Source organism: Bacillus sp. FSL K6-1005 (genome assembly GCF_038000225.1).
In the GTDB taxonomy this organism is placed as follows: domain Bacteria; phylum Bacillota; class Bacilli; order Bacillales; family Bacillaceae; genus Bacillus; species Bacillus mojavensis.
This window is the reverse complement of sequence record NZ_JBBOBP010000002.1, coordinates 26,523-45,277: the sequence shown is the minus strand read 5'-3', so window position 1 is coordinate 45,277 and position 18,755 is coordinate 26,523. Positions and strand designations below refer to the sequence as shown.

Below are 18,755 nucleotides of genomic sequence, written 5' to 3'. Positions count from 1 at the left end.
GGGGACATCAACTATGCTTAGGTCAATGCTAACGGCATCAACCACCTTAAACCAGCTGCAGCAGCAGATTGACACAATCAGCAGCAACCTTTCCAACAGCAACACAACCGGCTATAAGGCTAAGGATACGAATTTCTCTGAGCTCGTCAGACAGCAATTCGATCAGGTTGATGAAAAAAACGAAGAAGTGGCACAATCCCGCAAAACGCCGCCCGGCTTGCGCCTTGGCGTCGGAGCGATGATGAATTCACGGCTTGTATCTGATCAAGGAAGCATTCAGAAGACGGAGCGCGATCTGGATATCGCCTTTACGTCTCCTTACCAATACCTGCAGGTTAACGTGAATGGCAATCGCCAGTATACGAGGGACGGGGCGCTTTATTTGTCGCCTTCAGCTGATAATGCCAACCAGCTTCAGCTCGTGACAGGCAACGGTCATCCCGTGCTTGATGAAAACGGCAATGCAGTAAACATAGACAGCTCAATGAAAAAAATTACGGTCAATGATAACGGGACCTTAACCGCATCTAACGGGAATACAGTACAGCGGTTTAATCTCGGAGTTATCCAAGTGAACAATCCTCAAGAGCTGAAATCCGAAGGAAATAATCTTTTCTCCATTGATAATGCGGCAGCCTTTGAAGAGCTGAATGGCGCAAACAGACAAAACATCGGCATGCAGCAGGGTGCACTTGAAATGTCAAATGTGGATATTTCTAAACAAATGACAGATTTGATTACGTCTCAGCGTTCTTATCAGCTGAACAGCAGAACGATCACAATGGGTGATCAGATGCTCGGTTTGATTAATTCTGTCAGATAATAGAGAGAGGGGCGTTTTCAATCAGCCGCGCAGTATAAAAAAGGCGGCTTTTTCGAAATCGTCCTTTTTTTTGTAGTATTCCGTGATGTCCTCCAACAGCACCTCTAAATCCACCCAAGCTTCAATTTTTTCAAGTTCAAGCACATATTCAAGCAAGGTATCATAAGGATCTTCAGCAGACGTATAGAGCGCTTCAAGTGTTTTTAATTTCAATTGAATTGTTTGAATGTTTACTTTTTCAGATAATTCTTTTCCTTTTTGCAAAACCGCTTTTCCTTCTGAGATCTTTTCTGTTTTAAAAAGGGCTCTGACGGATTCATACACACAGTGAAGATAGGATACTGGAGAATTGGTTTCAAATTCATGATTCTTCAATACCTTTTTAAAGTATAGAAGTGCTTCATGGTCTTTTTTTTCGGTTGCTTTTAAAAAGCCCAAATTATAATAAGCATGGCACAGCAGGTTATCGTCATTTAACTGCTGGGTTTTCTTGATGATTTCTTTGAAAAGCTGTTCAGCCTCATCATAGCGTTCTTGATCAATATAGTTTACAGCGAGCAGCAGTTTGCAGCTGATCACCTTTTTTACATAGCCGAATTGATGCAAGTAGATATTTAAAGCTTTTTCAACATATTGGATGGAAAGCGGCGGTGATTTCATCAAGTAATAGGCGCCGGCGGTTTGATAATAAAAGTCAGCGGCTTCAAATGAGTTTTGAATCGCGTGCAGGTGCTGCTCAGCTTTTTTAAAACCATTCACCGCATGCTTCGGAGCGGTTTTTACCATTTCATATAATCCTGAGAAAAAGTGCAGATAATATTTCAATTCATCATCCATTTTTTCTTCCTGTTCATATAAATCATGGAATAATGAATCCAGACCGTCCTGGTTTTCATAAAGCAGCTGATGCCGTGCGAGGAACAATTGATAACGCATCCAAAGTTTTGTGTTCCTTTTAAGCTTCGGAAGGTTCTGATCGATTTCCTCTTTAAGTGCTGCTGCGTCATCCATTTTGCGTTTGCCAATAGCGGTATACCACTCGTCTAACATTTTTTGCATTCTTTTTTCTATAAACTTTGAAATCATTTTCCTACCTCTTTGCTAATGGTAAAATCTATAATTATCATATCACAACTTTTGACGGCTCTCATTGACAGTTGGTTACACTTTGGGTGCAGGTTGAAAAAGAGATTCATTCATAATATACTTTTCAAATGTACAGATTGGATCATAAATGATTGCTATACATACTAACGCAGATGAAGGAGATGTCAAGAGAATGCTTGATACTCAGCAAATTAAAGAAATTATTCCTCACCGTTATCCGTTTTTGCTCGTAGACCGGATTACGGAAGTTGAAGAGGGCAAACGGGCCGCAGGATATAAAAATGTAACCGCAAATGAAGAATTTTTTAACGGCCATTTTCCTCAGTATCCGGTTATGCCCGGCGTATTAATCGTAGAGGCACTTGCCCAAGTCGGCGCTGTTGCCATGCTGATTAAAGAAGAAAACCGAGGCAGATTGGCTTTCTTTGCCGGCATTGACAATTGCCGGTTTAAAAAACAAGTGAAACCTGGTGACCAGCTTCACCTTGAGGTTGAGATCATTCGTGCGCGAGGCACAATCGGGCGCGGAAAAGGCGTTGCCAAAGTTGACGGCGAAGTGGTTTGCGAAGTGGAACTGACTTTTGCCCTTGGCGAGTAAGTGAAAAAAAGACAGATGGGCAGCGGCACATTTGTCTTTTTTTCTTTCAAAACAAAAAAAGCAGGTGATTGTAATGTGGAAAGAGTTTAAGACCTTTGCCATGCGCGGGAACATTGTTGACCTTGCGATTGGTGTTGTCATAGGGGGCGCGTTCGGTAAGATCGTAACATCGCTCGTTAATGATATCATTATGCCTTTAGTTGGCTTGCTTCTGGGCGGGCTTGATTTTTCGGGACTGTCATTTACATTCGGTGATGCGGTCGTCAAATACGGCAGCTTCATTCAAACCATTGTGAATTTCTTGATCATATCGTTCTCTATTTTTATTATGATTCGGACTTTGAATCAATTGAGGCGCAAGAAAGAAGCGGAAGAAGAGGCCGAGGAGGAAGCGGCGGATGCGCAAGAAGAGTTATTGAAAGAAATCAGGGACTTGCTGAAGCAGCAGACAAGATCTCCAGAATAAAAAAAGACTGTCGCTGGAATGCGGCAGTCTTTTTTTATAGGTCAAGGATTACCGTATTCTTTATTGTTCCTCTGCATCCGGAGACGTACTTATAAATTTAGGAGAATCTGTTGTTTCAGTAATGTGTATGACCATCGAAACAGCTGTGCCGGCATCCGGGATGCTGCGGATGTTCAATTCACTGCCGCAAAAATGCTTGAGCCGCTGGTTGATATTTTTGAGTCCGACGCTGCGATCGAAGTCTTGAGACAGGATATCCTTTTGTTTTTCCGGCGCAATGCCAACACCGTTATCTTCAACTTCGACGTAATACTCGTTCATGCTTTGTTTTTTTACGGTCAGCTTCACCCATCCACCGCCTCTTTTCTTGCTGACGCCATGATGGACTGCATTTTCCACCAATGGCTGAATCATTAAAGGCGGAAGGATGAAGTCAATGTCTTTGTCTATATCGAAAAGAATGTCCAGCCGATCGCCGAAGCGCGTCTTTTCTATGGAGAGATAGGAATTGATAATAGAAAGCTCGTTTCTGAATGAACTGATAGCTGATGTATTTTGGAAATCAAAACTCATTCTTAAATAGTTAGTAAATTCAGCTGTTATCTCTCGCGCTTTTTCAATATCCAAATGACTGAGTGAAATAATTGTGTTTAACACATTGTAGAGAAAGTGTGGTTTGATTTGCGACTGCAGAAATGCCATCTCCATATTTGTCGCTTGGTTTGCTGTATGTTTCATCATAATCAGGTTTTTGATACGCGCCATAAATTCAGAGTAATGATAAGGTTTTTGCAAGATGTCATTCGCTCCGGCATGAAAAGCCTTGTATTTGTCGTGGCCGATGATGGCTGCTGTAATGATCAGAACCGGAAGATCAACCATACTGAATCGTTCACGAATTTTCGTACAGACTTCGAAACCAGTCATATCCGGCATCATCAAGTCCAGAATCACCAAATCAAGCTTCGTGCAAGAAACCACTTCTAATGCTTCCGTTCCGTTTTTTGCAGCAATTACATTGTAGGGCACGCCTTCAAGCATATCGCTTAAAATTTTTAAACTGTCAATGTTATCATCGACAATCAGAATGGTTGGAGCGTTAATTTTCTCAGAGTAATAGGGCGTGCTTAAAGAGATACCTGACATCTCTAGCCCGGATTGTAATTCTGGAAGACTTGTTTTGGTTTCAGGCACAGATTCATGATGGACAATGGGCAATGTGAAATGGAATGCCGACCCTTTTCCCTCTTCTGATTCAACCCAAATGTCCCCGTTTTGGAGCTGGACCAGCTGTTTGACAATACTGAGGCCAAGACCGGCTCCGTCGTCTTTATTCATTTCTGCTTGCTGAAAAGACTCAAAGATGGTTTGGCGATCGGCTTCGGAAATGCCGCTTCCGGTATCCGTAACTGTCACCTTGATCATGTTATCGTTCAGTTTTGAAGCAGAAAGTGTGATTTGGCCCTCCGCTGTATACTTGATTGCATTGTCTACTAAATTGGTTAATATTTGGCGGAAGCGGTTTTCATCTGCGAGCACTAAAGGAAGGTCGTCTGGAATATGATTCATCATATTTAAGTTTTTATGTCTCGATAAGAGATTATAGAAATTCATTTCCGAACAAACTAAAGCATAAATATCAACAGGCACCGGGTGAATCTGAAGCATGCCTTGCTTTATTTTTTCTAAATCCAGGATGTCATTCACCAGATTGGACAGCCTGTAGCCCATGCGGATAACAAGCTGCATGTTTTCTTTCTCTTCTTCTATCGTTCTTTTTCCTTTGCCGGCCAGCAACGTTTGGCATATATTAATAATGCTGTTCAGCGGAGTTTTAAATTCATGCGATGTCTTCGCTATAAACTCATCCTTCAGCCGGTCAACCCTGAGTAATTTCCACGACAGCACTTCATTTTCGCGGAATGCGCCGGCAAATTGCTGTGCCATGAGAAGAACAATCGCCAGCAACGCAATGACTGTCGGCAATGAGTAGATCGAATTAAAAGAAAAAGCCGTTTTTCCTGTGTAAGCGGAGATGGTCGTTAAAATGACAAAAGCACTCATTGATATAGAAGCGATTGTCAGATACAGGCTTCCTTCCATTTTGCGGATCGCTGCGATCGTAAAAATATATGTGATATAAACCAGGGTCGAAACGGCTAGCACGGAATGTAGTATGTATGAGGAGTGGCCGATAAACCCAACGGTTAAAAAATCTATGATCAAGACCAGCCCGCAAGAAACAGTGGCTATGAGCATAAAACGTTTTGACACAATCTCTCTGTAAGCAAAATAGAGATAGAGAAAAACCGCTATACTGACAAACACAGTTGAGATTGCCCTCATTGAATTTAACAATGAAAATGAAATGGACGGAAAGAGGAGGAATATAATCCGCTCTTTTCCGATCATCAGAATAATGAATGAAAACAGAAGACACATAACAGAAAAAAACAGCAAATGTTTATCCTTTTTTCTTTGCAGGTAAAAGCCCAGAAAATATAATCCGGTAATGAAAAATGCTGTAATCATGACCGTATCATTAAGAAAGGAAATTTTGTTTTCACGCACTATTTGGTCCTGAGTTCCAAAGGTAATCGGCTTTGCGATTCCCCACCCCGGCGTTTTTCCGAAGTTCGAAAACTGTACGACAAGTTCATTATCACCCTTGTGAAGCGGGAAAAAGCTCGTATACGGTCTGTTTTGTGCTGTAAAATCAGGTTTATTTGAGGGGCTGCCGCTTTGGCCTATGACTTGTCCATTAAAATAGCTGCGATTTGCACTGTAAATAAACGACGTGCTGACCCCGAAAACCTGATTGTCTAGCTTTGATTTGATCGTCAGCTTGTACGTTCCGTAATCCACGTTGATACCTTGCTTGGCCAGCTTCACATTACTGGGGACATCAACGAAGAGGGGATCTTTTCCTTTTGCTGAAGCAATCTCTTTTGGCGATAAAATCTGATTTGGATATAATGTCCACTTTCCGTTCAGCTGTACATTCCCATCCTTCTGAAAATCCCAGTTCTCCAAGTTCATGACCCCATGCTTTGCTTCAGGAAGTGTTGATCCAGAAAGATGGTCAATCGCTATAAAAGCCATAAACAAAGCGGCATAACCGAAAATAATCGAAATGAAAATAAATTTTTCTTTCATAACAATGCTCCTTTTTAATAGGTTCATTCTACATTCCTATTTTTTATAAATATTGTAAATGTAAACTTTCAAAAGCTACAATAGAAAGAAAAAGAATCCAATTAAAGGGGCTATTTGGCATGATATAATAGAAGATATTTACTAATATCTCGATTTTACATATAGGGTGGGATGTGTTTTTGAACGCGTTAATTGTTGATGATGAGCATCTGGCATTGCTTCATTTTAAGAATATGCTTGAACGGACAAACGCCTTTCAATCTATTACGGCATTTCAAGATCCGATTGAAGCTCTGGAGCATGCGGCGATCCTTGCTATAGATGCGGTGTTTCTTGATATTGAAATGCCCGGAATTAATGGCATTGAGCTTGCTGAAGCGATTCAAGCGCAGAATGAAAACGTCCAAGTTATTTTTATCACGGCTTATAATGAGTTTGCTATCAAAGCGTTTGAGCTGAATGCCATTGATTATTTGCTGAAGCCTGTCATTTACAAGCGGCTTGAGACAACAGTTGAACGTATCAGAACGAATAACAAGCTCAGGGCACCTGCAGAAAATACCGAGGCGCATTATTTCATTCAATGTTTTGGAAGCCTGCAGTTTTATCAAACCTTAAATAGTGTCAAGACAAACATACCGGTCAAATGGAGAACGTCCAAGGCGCGTGAAATCTATGCTTTTTTACTTCAAAATCAAGGACGTGTCGTCAGTAAAGACCTTTTAATCGACCTTTTTTGGCCCAACTATGATGTTTCAAAAGCAAGCACCCAGCTTTACTCAACCATTTACCAAATCCGGAAATTAATCGGCCAGGTTCCTTTCGGCCAATCAATCGAGAAAACCGAAACAGGGTATATTCTTCGTTTTTCAGGAGTAAAAATTGATGTTGTTGAATGGGAAAGGTCACTAAAAGAGGCTCCGCCGCTTAATACATCTACCTTACACCAGCACATGGATATGTTAATGTCATACGAAAACCATTACTTTATGGAGTACGGCTACTTGTGGGCAGAACCGGAAAAAACGCGTCTTGCCCAACTGTGGATCGGCAAGGCATATGAATTGATTGATTTTTTCATGCATGAAATGAACTACAGTCAAGCGATGGACATTTGTCTGCAGGTTGAGAAAATTGAACCTTTCGATCACAAAATTATGCAATACAAAATGCAGATATTTAACAAAAACGGGAAGGTAGAAGATGCGATAAAGGAATATCAGCGCTACAAACAAATGAAAGATCAGATTAATTAAAGAAGCAGAAAACTTATCCAAACCAGTGAGTGTCGATTGCCTTTCGATGCACACTGGTTTTTTTGTACATGTCATCTAAAGGGAAGGCCCTCGCCATATGTCTGAAACTTCGAATCTCCAATTATATCCATTTCACTTGAATCATACATGATTTTTTGTTGTACAGAAATTGTATAGTTCCATTTCATACAATGTAGTTTGGTTCGGATGGCAAATCTTAGTTTTAAAACTCATTCGGCATTAGTAGTTTAATTGTGGGGGATGGAACATGGTTTTATGGTCTCATGTATCAATCGGCAAGTGAAAAATAGATATGAAAGGGAGGAATGAAAAGTTGAGAACGAGGAGTTTTCCCTTAGGGCTGAAAAAAAGCGGGCGGATCGTTATGATCATAAGCCTTGCCATCTTTTTCTTCTTCAGTCAGATCGCCAGCTATACTCTTACCGCACAGGCTGTGGATGTACCGTCAAGTGACAGCCAATTCTTCGATTCGGTGACTGTCAAGGACGGCAAGAACCAGATTGTAGACGGATCAAAAGGAAACGAACCGGCATTAACGCCGGGGGATGAAGTGACACTGACATATGAATGGTCATTGAAAAAAGATGTAGAAACAGATAGTGAACAGGATATCAATGTGGAGATCCCTAAAAACTTTACATTTGATAAAGGTGCAGAAGGTGAAATCAAATCTGCTGATCAGGTCATCGGCAGCTATCAAGTGCCGGCGGGCAGCAGCACCATGACGGTAAAATTAACAACTGGATTCGCGGATTCTCCGAATGCCAAGGGGACCATTACACTGTCAGCCGCGTTTGCTGCAGATGCCAAAGACGATGAACATACAGTAGCAGCCCTTTTTCAACTAGGGGGAGGCAAAACCCAGCAGGTGATTATTCCTGTTAAGAAAGATGAATCACCAGATGCCGAGGAGGAAGAGCCAAAAAACGACCCTTCTGATACTGATGGTGATCAGAAAGAGACAGATGACAAATCTGCACCTCCAGTCAGCAAGGATCAAAAAGAGGAAGAACAGCAACCGTCAGCCGACTCTAAGAGCGGTGATTCCTCAAAGGATAAAGATTCAAATAAAGTGTCATCCTCAAGTCAATCAGCTTTCAGAAGTTTGCAAACTGAAGAAAAACAAATCACGCAAAATCTTTTAACCGGCGTGACATTGACGGACGAAAACGGAAAGCCATATGACAAGGGCAATCGTGCCGATACGAATTCTCCGGTGAAAATTGCAATTGATTGGGCCATTCCTGACGATTTGGGAAAAACAATCAATGCCGGTGATAAATATGAATTTGATTTACCTAAAGAATTTATTATGCATAATGACATTGTGAACCTGCCGTTAAGCGCCGGAGACACCACATACGGGACATTTTCTATTGATACGAACGGACATGTGGTGATGACATTTAACGGCGAGGTAAAAGAAAGTTCTAATGTCAAAGGCACATTGGTTATCAATACGCAGTTCAATGAGAAAAAAATAACGGGTTCGACAACACAGAAGATTCCATTCCCTGTGAATTCTGATACTCCTGAAACAACAGTTTATTTTAAACCAAATGTGAGTAAAACCATTGATAAATCAGGTGCACTGGATAAAGGCATCAACCCCGGTAAAGTAACATGGACGGTCGATGTCAATAAAAAGTTAGATCAAGTCAAGAATGCCAAACTCACGGAAAGCCTTCCAGAGGGTTTAACCTACCGTTCAGTTAAAGTGTATGAACTCAATGTGAACATTGATGGTTCTGTCAGCAAAGGAAATGAAGTTTCTTCCGGCTACAGCATTGATTCAAAAGGAAATGTCACATTTGATGGGACAATTGATTCAGCCTACCGCCTTGTGTACGAAACCGACATTGACAATAGTGCAAAGCCGAGTGAAGGCGGAAATATATCGCTGACGAACAAGGCGGCATTCAGCGGAGACAATCTGGAACCAATTTCTGCAGAAGCCACTGTTGCGGCCAAATATGGAAAAATGATCGCGAAATCATCGACCGGATATGATGGAGAATCTCAAACATTCAGCTGGGCTCTTTCATACAACTATGGTGAGAAACAGATCGACCAATCCAAGGCCAGCATTAAGGATTCTTTTGGAACTGGCGATTTGCACCTCGTAAAAGATTCCTTGAAGGTTATTCCTATTACCTTTGGACAGAATGGCAGCGAGCAAGCGGGCACGCCTTTAAAGGAAGGCGAGGATTACACGCTGATCGATAATGGAAGCGGATTTGAAATCAAATTTAATAAAACCGTTACCAGCGCTTACAAAATCACATATCAAACAAAGGTCAACAGCGGAGTGATCATTGATAAATCGACAACATACACCAATAGCGTGGTGACCGGAACAGGGGATTCTAAAGAAGCCTCTGGAATAGCCATTCAGCAGAACCTCATTAAAGGGTATTCAAACGTTGATTATGAGAAGAAGACGGTTGATTGGACGATTACAATTAATAAAAACAAATATGAGATGAACAATTGGACGTTGGATGACCAATTCGAAAGCGGCGGATTGGTTCTGATTGATGAATCGTTCAAGATTCAAGACACAACGAACAACAAAACGTTGCAGAAAGACAAAGACTACACATTGACAAAAAAACCCGACAATAAAGGCTTTACTTTGGCATTGATCGGGGATTACAAAAAAACAGACAGTCAGTTTAAGATCACTTACACAACAACATTCAATGCTGATTATTCTAACGAAAGCGTCAAGAATACAGCACATTCAACATGGACTGATCAATACGGCAATGACCGCACAAATAAGGTATCAAGCGGTTTTACACCGAATCATCAGACTTCAAATAATGGTTTCAAAAACGGTTCATATAACGCAGTTTCAAAGGAAATCACGTGGAAAGTCGGCATCAATTATAATGGCGAACCGACAAAAAATCCTTATATAAAAGATGCCATAATAGATCCTCAGCAATTTGTGCCGGGTTCCGTTGTGGTAAAGAGCTATACGATCAATAAAAACGGCTCCATCACAGAAGGAGACGTCCTTGATCCTTCCAAGTATGAGGTCGAAGAGCCTTCAGAAAAAAATGAACGCACTCTGACAGTACACCTTAAAACGAGCGATTCTGTGCCATACCTGATTGAGTTTAAGACATCGCTCAAAGGAAAGGTCATTGACCAGAATCAGTACACAAACAAGGCAACATACCATAATGACGGGTATGCAGACCGCACGTTGACGGGTTCTGTTTCGGTTGTGAACGGAGGAAACCTGGTTTTCAAAGGCGGCAAACAAAATGGAAACCACATCGATTGGAATATCAACGTCAACTCTAGCCAATCAACGCTGGATGACGTGAAAGTTACTGACACGCCAGATGATAATCAAATACTAGATGCAGCGTCTTTTAAAGTATATCAAGCAAAATATGATGAAAACGGAGTGGTCAAAGACAGCAGCGGAAATCTGACCGCGGGCGATGTCGAGCTTCAAAAAGACAAAGACTACAAGGTAGACATCAAAACCGACAATACAACAGGTGAACAATCGTTTGTCCTGCAATTCATAGGCAGCTATAAGCAAATTGACCGTGCCTATGTGATCAAATACCGGTCTCTGATTAATATAGCCGGCACGAACGGCCACGTTAAAAATAAGGTGTCCATTTCAGGAACAAATGTGAAAGAGCAGACTCAGGAAAACAGCAGCTCGATCTTTGTTGCCATTTCAAGCGGCGACGGTTCCGGATCTGGAGAAAAAGGAAGCCTGACAATTTTAAAGACAGGAGAGGACGATAAAGCTCTTGAAGGAGCAGAGTTTCAGTTATGGTCTGAAGACGCCAAGCAGCTCCTGCGCAACGGCACAACAGGGGCCGATGGTAAGCTTACATTCGGAAATATTCGCTACGGCTCTTACGTATTAAAAGAAGTAAAAGCGCCTGACGGATATACCATCAGCGATGCTTATGCAAAAGGAGTCTCTGTTAAGATAGACAGCAACTCATCCAAGACAGGAGCGCTGTACAAAGTCGTAAATCAACAGAACAAGGTGACGCTTATCAAAAAAGACGAACAAAAAAATCCTTTAGCTGGTGCTGTTTTCAAGCTGGAGAAAAAGGCGGGCAACGGCACCTATACTTTGATAGAAACGGATATCAAAAGCGACAAAAACGGAAAAATCGAAATGAATGGTTTGCCGGCGGGCTATTACCGACTCACCGAAACGAAAGCTCCTGCCGGGTTTATCGTGAATACAAAAGCGATTCATTTCTCAATCGCAAAGAATGATAAGAATCAGGTGTCTGACGTAGAATTAGGAGAAATGGTCAATTATCAAGGAAGGGCCTATTTAACGAAGGAAGATGCCGCAGGCCAGAAACTCGAAGGAGCGGTCTTCAAGATTATCGATGACGAAGGAAATACGGTTCAAGAAGAGCTGACGTCGGATAAAAACGGAAAAGTAGAGGCTTCAGGCCTTGCGCCGGGACGCTACGCCTTTGTCGAAACAAAAGCGCCTAAGGGATACGTATTAAACACCGAGAAACAAGAGTTTACCATCTCCGAATCAGCAGAAGGAAAGCCGGAGTCAGCTGATGCCGGAGCAGCCGTTAACTATAAAGGTTCTGTGCAGCTGGTGAAGGAAAATGCCAAAGGGCAGAAACTTGAAGGGGCTGTTTTCAAGATTGTCGATGAGGAAGGAAATACGGTTCAAGAAGAGTTGACCTCAGATAAGGATGGAAAGGTCACAGCTTCAGGCCTTGCACCTGGACGCTACGCTTTTGTCGAAACGAAAGCGCCTGAGGGTTATGTATTAAACACTGAGAAACAGGAGTTTACCATCTCTGAATCAGCAGAAGGAAAGCCGGAAATAACTGATGCCGGGATAGCTGTTAACGATAAAGGCTCCGTTCAGCTCGTGAAGGAAGATGCTGAAGGGCAGAAACTTGAAGGGGCCGTCTTCAAGATTGTCGATGACAAAGGAAATACGGTTCAAGAAGAGCTGACCTCGGATAAAGATGGAAAGATCACAGCTTCAGGTCTCGTACCTGGACGCTACGCCTTTGTCGAAACGAAAGCGCCTGAAGGATATGTGCTGAACACTGAGAGAAAAGAGTTCACCATCTCCGAATCAGCAGAAGGAAAGCCAAAGTCAGCTGATGCCGGGATAGCCATTAACTATAAAGGCTCCGTTCAATTAACGAAAGTAGACCAAGATGAAAAAGGAGTAGCCGGTGCCATTTTCAAAATCGTTGACAACAATGGAAACACAGTAAGAGATGACCTTGTCTCAAAAGAAGGCGGCAACATTGAGGTTGACGGTTTGGCTCCGGGAAGCTATCAATTTGTTGAAAAACAGGCGCCAGACGGATATCTCCTATCCGAAAGCCCGGTGCCGTTCACCATTAAGGCTGAACATGAAGGCCAACCAGAACAAGTTGAAGTAACAGCTGTCAACATCGAGAACCGTGTCGTTCTTACAAAAATAGATCAACATGATAAAGAGAAAGTTCTTCAAGGAGCGGAGTTCAATCTGACTGATGCCAACGGCAAAGTTTTGAAATCCGGTCTCATCACGGATGACAAAGGACAGATTATCGTACACGGTCTCAAAGCGGGAGAATATCAGTTTATCGAAACAAAAGCACCTGCGAATTACAGTTTGAATAAAACGCCAATATCGTTCAAGATCACCAATACTGAAACAAAGCCAGTCGAAATCACCGCAGAGAACATACTGACACCAGGCGACGTGAAACTGACAAAAGTGGATCAAGACGATAAAAAAGCCGTTTTGGAGGGTGCTGAATTCAAGTTATTGGACGCGAGCGGCAAGCCTGTAAAAACTGACGGCTACGACAAAGATCTACCTAAATTGTGGAAAACAAATCAAAATGGACATTTCACTATCAAAGGCCTTGCGCCGGGACGCTACCAGCTTATCGAAACAAAGGCGCCCGATGGCTATAAACTGGATGAAACACCAATCGATTTCACAATTGAAAAAGGACAGTCAAAACCTGTTGAGGTTGTTGCTTCTAATCAGAAATTAAAAACGCCAACGCCGAGCAATGATACACCGGATAAACATGTGAAGGGAGATGGACAGCATCCAAAAACCGATGGCACAGATGGTCATGTAAAAACAGACAATTCACATCCAAAAGCCGATGATCCAGCTGGCCATACCAAAACAGACAATTCCCTTCCAAAAACCGGTGATACAGACAGTACGGTGCCGGTTATGATCGGCATTCTGCTGCTCTTAGCAGGCGGAGCTATGGCTCATGTCTCTAGAAAGAGACAAAGAAAGGCTTAAATGTGATGGCACCTGATCATTGAAGATTTGATCAGGTGCTTTTTTAAAACCATAGCATGACGCAAAAGAAAGGGATGTACAGTATGTATAAAAAGATAATCATAGCGGTGTTTATTCTTTCCGGCCTGCTGCTTATCTTTTCTCCTTTCATAAAAGGAAGTCTCATCGCCTACCTTAGCAAAAACCAGTATGAGTCGGAATTGACTGTGAAGCAGCTGCAAGAAAATAATGAAAAAGAAGCAGAATTTGATTTCAATTCCATTCAGCCGCCCACGCTAAAGGAAGCTATAAATGCGGGCTTCGATCGGGATCCGAAGGCCATAATCGGCCGGATCACCATTGAAAGTGTGGATCTGGAGCTCCCCATATTAAAAGGAACCACCAATGAAAACCTGCTGATCGGAGCGGCTACAATGCGCCCGGATCAGAAAATGGGCGAGGGAAACTATCCATTGGCAGGCCATCACCTGAAGCGGAAGAGCCTTTTATTCGGACCTCTGGCTAACATAAAAACAGGCGCCAAAATTGTCATCACAGATTTCAAAAACGATTATATGTACTCTGTGACATCAATAAAAAATATTTCTGAAATAAATGCAGATGTGATCCAGGATACAAAAGAAAAGGAAATCACATTAATCACATGCGACAAAGCTGTGGAAACCGAAGGACGTCTCGCAGTGAAAGGGAAATTGATTGAGATTGTCGGTCATACAAATGACAGATCGAGTAGCGGAATGTGAAGATGTGTGTAGACCATTTATTTTTCATTTGATTATAGGAGAATGAAAAAGCCTGCCTTGTGATAAAAGGCAGGCTTTATTCTAATACAGAATATATTTGTTTAATATGTTCATTGTCATGCTTTTCGCTTCTGTGCCGGTACCATCAATGTTCGTCACGAAACTATACACTCCGTTTTCAGTTTTGACAAAGCCTGCATACCAGCCGATGCCTGAACCTGAACCGGTTTTTCCATAAAGGGTATAATGATCTTCATCCTCCTGAATCATCATCCGCTTCACCGTTTTCATTACGCTTTTATCAAATGGCAGTTTTTCTTTGTATAAGGCTTCCATAAAGTCAGTCTGTTCCAGAGGAGAAATCTTAAGCGTGCTGCTCAGCCAAAATTGGTCAATGCCGCCGCTGATATCTTGATTGCCATAAGCTATTTTATCAATCCATTCCTTCATTCGATCTTCTCCGATGTCTCGTGCCATCGCTTGATAATACCAAACAACAGAGTATCTCATGGCAGATCCGAGCGTGTGATCCTGATTCCAGATATCGAGCTCACGTTTTACACCGTCCCAGTATTTGATGTCATATTCATCTTTAACGGCGCCTGTTTGTAATCCAATGAGCGCGTTTGGGACTTTAAAAGTGGATTGCGGCGCAAATCTTTGTTTCGCGCGTTGATTGTCATAGATGAATGTTTTTTCGTTTTTTAGATCACGTAAGATAAAAGTTCCGTCGTGATCAGTGAAGAATTCATCGACATTCATCTTCCTTAGATTGGGCCTCTTCTCGGCAGCATCAGCTTCTCTAGGTGTTTGCAAACTCGATGTTAGAAGGACAGCCGCGCCGATAAGTGATAATAAAACCGTTTGAATTTTACGCTTACTCATACCTATCACCTCAGCACATGTAAAATAAGAGAGGGGATGATTTCCACTCTCTTTTATATCTTCTGTTTAAACGCTTCGATCAGCTTCGCTCCTGTATAGCCCTCTTTCACAAGAGATTCCAGAATGGTTTCAGTGCCTTGCTGTTTTCTTGTCACCATTTGTCCGTAAATTAAAACCGAAATGCTTTCTTCCAGTTCAGCAATGTTCTTCACAGCTGCAGTCAGCTGGGCGGGGCGGTTGCTTTTTTTCGTAATCGTCACAAATACTTTGACCTCAGCTTGCTTTTTTTGAAGCTGGTCAAAAAAAGACATGTGCTCCTTCGGAACAAGCGCTTCAATCAGCCAGTGATTTTCGCCGTCTTCTTTATTGATAATCAGTCCGTCAATAAGGGGAAACTGTTCAATTGACTTTTCTTCCTTGTCCACTCGTTCCACGTTCAGATCAACCAGTTTAAAGGTTTTCATTTTATCTCACCCCATTTACTTACAAAGAATTCTTAAAATGAATTATAACACATATTCATTTTTCCGTGAAAACGCTGTAATGCTGGGGGCAATTTATTTTGTTCGGTACAACATTTAATAATTTCTATTTTTTCATTATACTGTAACTGACTATTTCATTATACTGTAACTGACTATGGATTACGGAGAGGTGTGTATGAATCGATTTCATTTAAAGGAAATTTATATTGACGGCACTCGGGCGGATCAGCCTTTGGTTCCAACGAGCGAAGTTTATATGTTAAGCCGTAAAGATATTTTTGAGGTTCATCTCTATAGGAAAGAGAGGATGATTTTTTTATACGAAACTTACGATGGGATGGAACAGTACAAAATCCAGCTGTCGCTGCCGGAAAAGAAGCTCAGCTTTCAGTGGTTTGCATGGGACGGCTCTTCTTATGTCTGTATGAATACGCAGCATTGGCTGACATCTAAATTGTTTTTCCGGTTTTTAAAAAATACATATTTCTTTAGAGGGAAAAAACATAAGCTGTTTTTAGCTGAGGGAAAAATGAAAACGAAAGATAAAAACAGAGGCTGATATTCAATTTTAGGCGTTTTTCTTTTCTCGATGCATCGTCTACAATACGTGTAACCGCAAGGAGAGGAGGAATCGCAATGTTCAATCAGGTCATGCTTGTCGGACGGTTAACAAAAGACCCTGAGCTTCGATACACTTCCGCAGGCGCGGCAGTCACACACATTACGATCGCGGTTAACCGAAGCTTCAAAAATGCTTCGGGGGATATTGAAGCGGATTACGTCAATTGCACGCTTTGGAGAAAAACGGCCGAAAACACGGCGTTATATTGCCAAAAAGGCTCTCTCGTCGGCCTAAGCGGAAGGATTCAGACAAGGAGCTATGAAAATGCGGAAGGTGTCAAAGTATATGTAACTGAAGTGATGGCTGACACTGTTCGTTTTATGGATCCTAAACCTCGGGAAAAAGCTGCCGATTGACATACCCCTGCTCCTCCCGCTTTATATTCCATTCACGATTACTTATCTTCGCATCACCCCCTCTGAATTGACCAGTCGACCAGACTGGTTTTTTCTTTCTGTTTGTTCTAGGAAAAATTGGTTCTTACGATGCATTTTTACTTAATTTCACTTAAAAATATTGATTGTTCATATATAAAAACTTATAATCGCTTAAAGATAACGACATATAAAAAGGAATGAGGGCGTGTACCAAGAAGAAAGATTAGTAGCGATTGTGGATTATCTAAAAGAGCATAACCGCATTACAACGGAGCAGATCTGTACGCTCCTTCAGGTGTCCAGAGATACAGCAAGGCGGGATCTTGTGAAGCTGGAGGAACAGAATGCCATTATCCGCACAAGAGGCGGCGCCATTCTGCCGTCTGTGCATCAGAAAATCCAAGGGTATTCCGGCCGGCTGAAAACAGTGTCCGAGGAAAAAAATAAGATTGGCAAACTCGCAGCATCGCTGATCCAAAATGGCGACCGGGTTATTTTAGATGCGTCTACAACCGTTCAGGCGTGCGCTAAACACTTAAATGCAGATGACTGCACGGTTATCACCAACTCCATTAATCTAGCGGAAGTGCTCTCAGACAAAGGTGGTATTGAGATCTATCTTCTCGGAGGCAAGCTTGAAAAGGAGCACCGTTTTTTGTACGGCGCCTCTGTGATTGAAAAGCTTTCAAGCTATCACGTCGATAAAGCGCTGATCGGTGTTGTCGGCATTTCTGAACACGGCATTACGATCGCCCATGAAGAAGATGGGCTGGTGAAGCGAAAAATGATTCAGCAGGCGAAGCAGGTGATCGCCCTTGCGGATTATTCAAAGCTGGGAAGCACCGGTTTTTATCAGTACGCTGAGCTGAGTGAAATTGATCTCTTAATCACAGACCGGCTGCCTGATCAGGCGTTTTGCGACTTGCTTGATCTTAATGGCGTCGAACTTCTCGTGACAGAGCAAGATGAAAGAAAGGGCTGATCAACGTGAAATTGATTGCGATTGACTTAGACGGAACCTTGCTGAACAGCAAACATCAAGTAAGCACAGAAAATGAAAATGCTCTGCGGCAGGCACAGCAGGACGGGATTGAGGTTGTTGTATCAACGGGACGCGCTTATTTTGATGTCGTGTCCATTTTTCAACCGCTCGGGATCAAAACGTGGGTTATCAGTGCGAACGGCGCCGTCATTCACGACCCTGACGGCAGGCTTTTTCATTCGGAAACAATCGATAAAAAACGGGCGTATGACATTCTCTCATGGCTCGAGTCAGAAAACTATTATTACGAGGTTTTTACAGACTCAGCCATTTACACGCAGCAAAACGGCAGGCAGCTCCTTGACGTTGAGCTTGACCGGGTCAAAAGTGCGAATCCAGAGGCTGATCTTTCTGTTCTGATACAGGCAGCCGAGGTGCAATACAGTCAATCGGGCTTCGCCTATATCGACACGTTTCAAGAGCTCTTTGAGGAGGATAAACAGATTGATTTTTACAACATTCTTGGCTTTTCTTTCTTCAAAGAAAAGCTGGAGGCCGGCTGGCAGAGATACCAGCATGATAAAGATCTGACACTTGTCAGCTCTGCTGATCATAACTTTGAGTTATCCTCCAAAAAGGCATCCAAGGGGCAGGCGCTGGAAAGACTGGCAAAGCGGCTTAACATCCCAATGAATGAAACAGCAGCCGTGGGCGACAGCTTAAATGACAAATCCATGCTGGAAGCTGCCGGAAAAGGTGTAGCGATGGGCAATGCGCGGGAGGACATCAAAGCGATAGCCGGCGCTGTAACCCTGACCAATGATGAACACGGCGTTGCCCATATGATTCGGCATTTGCTGTAAAGTTTATTTTTCGAAAAAAAGTGCATCCTGAACATAACCGGCGTAACGGATTCTGTGAAATTCGGCGTGACGGCTA

The 18,755-nt window shown here is 42.4% G+C and carries 14 protein-coding genes and 1 pseudogene; 10 read left to right on the top strand and 5 right to left on the bottom strand.

The annotated features are described in order from the left end of the window. The first annotated feature begins 13 nt into the window (after nucleotides 1-13). Nucleotides 14-823 carry a flagellar hook-basal body protein gene (locus NST16_RS20140; RefSeq protein ID WP_010332177.1) on the top strand — a complete coding sequence of 270 codons (810 nt, stop codon included), beginning with the start codon at nucleotides 14-16 and terminating at the stop codon, nucleotides 821-823. A gap of 21 nt (nucleotides 824-844) precedes the next feature. Here NST16_RS20140 and NST16_RS20135 read toward each other — a convergent pair whose 3' ends face one another. After that, complete coding sequence (locus NST16_RS20135; RefSeq protein ID WP_340888508.1) at nucleotides 845-1,909, bottom strand: response regulator aspartate phosphatase; 1,065 nt, start codon at nucleotides 1,907-1,909, stop codon at nucleotides 845-847. A 193-nt stretch (nucleotides 1,910-2,102) separates the two neighbouring features. On the opposite strand from NST16_RS20135, the gene fabZ reads away from it, so the two are divergent. Then, nucleotides 2,103-2,528, top strand: a complete 426-nt coding sequence (gene fabZ / locus NST16_RS20130) for a 3-hydroxyacyl-ACP dehydratase FabZ (RefSeq protein WP_010332175.1) — start codon at nucleotides 2,103-2,105, stop codon at nucleotides 2,526-2,528. 73 nt (nucleotides 2,529-2,601) lie between these two features. After that, on the top strand, nucleotides 2,602-2,994 hold the full coding sequence (mscL, locus tag NST16_RS20125; RefSeq protein WP_010332174.1) for a large conductance mechanosensitive channel protein MscL: 393 nt from the start codon (nucleotides 2,602-2,604) through the stop codon (nucleotides 2,992-2,994). A 60-nt stretch (nucleotides 2,995-3,054) separates the two neighbouring features. On the opposite strand, the gene NST16_RS20120 is transcribed toward mscL, so the two are convergent. Together NST16_RS20120 and NST16_RS20115 are read right to left on the bottom strand one after the other, a co-directional pair. Next, a complete protein-coding gene (locus tag NST16_RS20120; RefSeq protein WP_340888581.1) occupies nucleotides 3,055-4,035 on the bottom strand; it encodes a histidine kinase in 981 nt (326 codons plus the stop codon). A 228-nt stretch (nucleotides 4,036-4,263) separates the two neighbouring features. Continuing rightward, nucleotides 4,264-5,526, bottom strand: a pseudogene (locus NST16_RS20115) (ATP-binding protein); the annotation flags it as partial. An 803-nt stretch (nucleotides 5,527-6,329) separates the two neighbouring features. Here NST16_RS20115 and NST16_RS20110 point away from each other — a divergent pair. The 3 genes from NST16_RS20110 (at nucleotide 6,330) to NST16_RS20100 (ending at nucleotide 14,465) form a co-directional block, all read left to right on the top strand. Then, complete coding sequence (locus tag NST16_RS20110; RefSeq protein WP_340888507.1) at nucleotides 6,330-7,406, top strand: response regulator; 1,077 nt, start codon at nucleotides 6,330-6,332, stop codon at nucleotides 7,404-7,406. Between the two features lie 334 nt (nucleotides 7,407-7,740). Further along, nucleotides 7,741-13,722, top strand: a complete 5,982-nt coding sequence (locus NST16_RS20105; RefSeq protein WP_340888506.1) for a SpaA isopeptide-forming pilin-related protein — start codon at nucleotides 7,741-7,743, stop codon at nucleotides 13,720-13,722. An 83-nt stretch (nucleotides 13,723-13,805) separates the two neighbouring features. Then, complete coding sequence (locus NST16_RS20100) at nucleotides 13,806-14,465, top strand: class A sortase (protein ID WP_326331453.1); 660 nt, start codon at nucleotides 13,806-13,808, stop codon at nucleotides 14,463-14,465. 81 nt (nucleotides 14,466-14,546) lie between these two features. Here NST16_RS20100 and blaOXA read toward each other — a convergent pair whose 3' ends face one another. Next, a complete protein-coding gene (gene blaOXA, locus NST16_RS20095; RefSeq protein WP_268471622.1) occupies nucleotides 14,547-15,350 on the bottom strand; it encodes a class D beta-lactamase in 804 nt (267 codons plus the stop codon). A 53-nt stretch (nucleotides 15,351-15,403) separates the two neighbouring features. After that, nucleotides 15,404-15,814 carry a YwpF-like family protein gene (locus NST16_RS20090; protein WP_010332168.1) on the bottom strand — a complete coding sequence of 137 codons (411 nt, stop codon included), beginning with the start codon at nucleotides 15,812-15,814 and terminating at the stop codon, nucleotides 15,404-15,406. Between the two features lie 196 nt (nucleotides 15,815-16,010). Here NST16_RS20090 and NST16_RS20085 point away from each other — a divergent pair, with 196 nt between their 5' ends. The 4 genes from NST16_RS20085 to NST16_RS20070 all read left to right on the top strand — a co-directional run bounded on the left by NST16_RS20085 (nucleotide 16,011) and on the right by NST16_RS20070 (nucleotide 18,679). Continuing rightward, complete coding sequence (locus NST16_RS20085; RefSeq protein ID WP_010332167.1) at nucleotides 16,011-16,394, top strand: hypothetical protein; 384 nt, start codon at nucleotides 16,011-16,013, stop codon at nucleotides 16,392-16,394. Between the two features lie 77 nt (nucleotides 16,395-16,471). Continuing rightward, a complete protein-coding gene (gene ssbB, locus NST16_RS20080) occupies nucleotides 16,472-16,813 on the top strand; it encodes a single-stranded DNA-binding protein SsbB (protein ID WP_010332166.1) in 342 nt (113 codons plus the stop codon). Nucleotides 16,814-17,039: 226 nt separating this feature from the next. Then, the gene (locus tag NST16_RS20075; RefSeq protein WP_168748938.1) at nucleotides 17,040-17,816 is read left to right on the top strand and encodes a DeoR/GlpR family DNA-binding transcription regulator; all 777 of its coding nucleotides are present in this window, start codon (nucleotides 17,040-17,042) and stop codon (nucleotides 17,814-17,816) included. A gap of 5 nt (nucleotides 17,817-17,821) precedes the next feature. Then, complete coding sequence (locus tag NST16_RS20070) at nucleotides 17,822-18,679, top strand: Cof-type HAD-IIB family hydrolase (protein WP_326218506.1); 858 nt, start codon at nucleotides 17,822-17,824, stop codon at nucleotides 18,677-18,679. Nucleotides 18,680-18,755: the final 76 nt, after the last annotated feature.